At 69.4% G+C, this 2078-nt stretch carries 2 protein-coding genes and 2 pseudogenes; 2 read left to right on the plus strand and 2 right to left on the minus strand.

Annotated elements, in window-relative coordinates:
- Positions 1-129: pseudogene (locus tag D183_RS28195) on the minus strand (efflux RND transporter periplasmic adaptor subunit); the annotation flags it as partial.
- Positions 130-323: 194 nt separating this feature from the next.
- Between D183_RS28195 and D183_RS0123130 the strand changes: the two are divergent.
- A complete protein-coding gene (locus D183_RS0123130) occupies positions 324-707 on the plus strand; it encodes a c-type cytochrome (protein ID WP_026144773.1) in 384 nt (127 codons plus the stop codon).
- 7 nt (positions 708-714) lie between these two features.
- Positions 715-1176, plus strand: a complete 462-nt coding sequence (locus D183_RS0123135; RefSeq protein WP_017911097.1) for a c-type cytochrome — start codon at positions 715-717, stop codon at positions 1174-1176.
- A gap of 404 nt (positions 1177-1580) precedes the next feature.
- Here the strand turns inward: D183_RS0123135 and D183_RS0123140 are convergent.
- Positions 1581-2078, minus strand: a pseudogene (locus D183_RS0123140) (hypothetical protein); the annotation flags it as partial.

The raw sequence follows: 2078 nt of genomic DNA on the forward strand, positions 1-2078 counted from the left end.
TGCCTTTTCGCTGTCGGCGGCCTTGGCCTTGGCCTCAGCGGCCGGCTTGCAGGCGCTCAGCAGCAGCGTGGTGGTGACCAGCAGCGCGGCAGCGCAAGTGGCAGTGCGGCGCATCAGCGGTCGCGTCATCGTCGTGTCCTTGGTGGATGGCGTGAATGGTGTTGTAGATAAGTAGATCACCAATCGACGTCGTGCCGTATGCCCCAAAGGTCACGGGTCGCCCACCACCGCCAGTTTCGGAGCCGCGAAAGGTGAGGCTATACTCGGGCCGTTCCGTGTTCCCCCACGCCGGAACCCCAATCCGTCCTCCGGACCACGAAACCATGCGCACGCAGCCGCTAGCCGCTTGTTTTGCTCTGGCCGTACTCGTTTCTGTTGGGGCCGCCCCGGCGATGGCGCAGACCGCGCCGGCGCCCGCCGCTCCCGCCGCCGCAGCCGCGGCACCCGTGCCTGTTCAGGGCAACGCGGCCAACGGCCGGGTGCTCACCTACACCTGCCAGGGCTGCCACGGCGTCACCGGCTACAAGAACGCCTATCCCAGCTACCGCATCCCCAAGATCGGCGGGCAGTCGGCGCAGTACCTGACCCAGGCGCTGACCGAATACCGGCTCGGCAAGCGCAAGCATCCGACCATGCAGGCCCAGGCGGAAAGCTTCTCCGACCAGGAGATCGCCGACATCGCCGCTTTCCTGTCCACCCTCAAGTAGGCCTCCCATGCCGAACGCCGCGCACGCCTTGCGTCCCGCCCTCGTCCTGCTTGCCGCCCTGTGCCTGGGGGCCTGTTCGCAATCGCAGGTGGAATCCACCAGCAAATCCGCCGGCGACCCCGGCCACGCCAGCGGCGAGCACGGTTCCGGCTCCTCCGCCGGCCTGCCCGGCGGGCGCATCGACGCCGGCGACAAGCTCGCTCACGCCAAGGGCAAGGCCACCGGGCAGAGCTGCATCGACTGCCACGGCGCCGACGGCAACGCGCCGATCGACCCGACCTATCCCAAACTCGGCGGCCAGTACGGCGACTACCTCGCGCACGCGCTGCAGGCCTATCGCGGCGGCACCCGCACGCATCCGCTGATGAGCCCGCAGGCAGCGCAGCTGAGCGACCAGGACATCGCCGACCTGGCCGCCTACTTCGGCTCGCGCAGCAGCCAGTTGCGCGATTTGCACGGCGTGAACTGAGCGCACCGCGCGCAGGGACCGCGCACGCCACATGACGCGCGCGGTCGCCTGCACCAGGCTGCGCCGAGCAGCGGCGACGGGACTGCGCACAGCGCGCTCCGGATGCGACACCGTCGACGCGTGACCAGCTCGCCGCCACGTTCGCGTGGTGCCCGATCCGGTGTCGCTTCGACCCTATCCAACGACGTGAGGCACACACGCAAGAGCGGCTTCAGCCGCTCTTACGAAACAGCACGTCGTGCGCGACGGGTTGTTTGGTGCTGCCTTTCAGTCGCGACGAGCCCTCGCAGGCAACGCCGTGCCAGCTGAAGTCGTCCACTCGGACCAAACCTCGCCCGGTCCGCGTGTGCCGCAGCTGGTGATGTGCGGCGCCCGCATGTGTGAGCGGGCGGGCACCCCGCCACTCAGCGACTGCCGTTGTCTTCCTGCAACTCGCGCTTGAACGGCACGTTCGGCGGCGGCCGCGCGCCAGCCGGCTGCTCGTTGAGATTGGGGTCGGTGATGCTGCAGCCGCCGCCCACCTGCAGGATCGAGACCACACAGGAAATGCTGCTGGTGGTGCCCGGGATCGGGATCTTCACCGACTTGATGCCGCGCCGCACCCACTCTTCCAGCAGCGTCGCGTTCGGCAGCCAGTACTTGTCGAACGAGGTCGGCGTGTAGTCGTACGGCGGGCGCTTGAGCCACTCGCCGGCCTTTTCGATGCGCTCGCGCGTCCAGGTGTCGGTCTCGGAACCGGGTGCGCTGCGCGCCGGTGCCTGGTCGTTGCCGCGGCCATCGGCCAGGCGCACGCTGCCGTCGGCATTGAACAGGCCGCCGCCCTTGCTGGCGCCGGCACCGGCATCGCCGGGGCGGTTGCGTGCAGCCGCGCCCCAGTCGTCGCCGCGCTGCGGCGTGGCCCA

Origin of the sequence: Xanthomonas sp. SHU 199 (genome assembly GCF_000364665.1) — a bacterium.
Classification (GTDB): Bacteria; Pseudomonadota; Gammaproteobacteria; order Xanthomonadales; family Xanthomonadaceae; genus Xanthomonas_A; species Xanthomonas_A sontii.

Coding starts and splice junctions, on each gene's coding strand:
- D183_RS0123130 (WP_026144773.1), top strand. CDS start 324: ATGCGCACGCAGCCGCTAGCCGCTTGTTTTGCTCTGGCCGTACTCGTT.
- D183_RS0123135 (WP_017911097.1), top strand. CDS start 715: ATGCCGAACGCCGCGCACGCCTTGCGTCCCGCCCTCGTCCTGCTTGCC.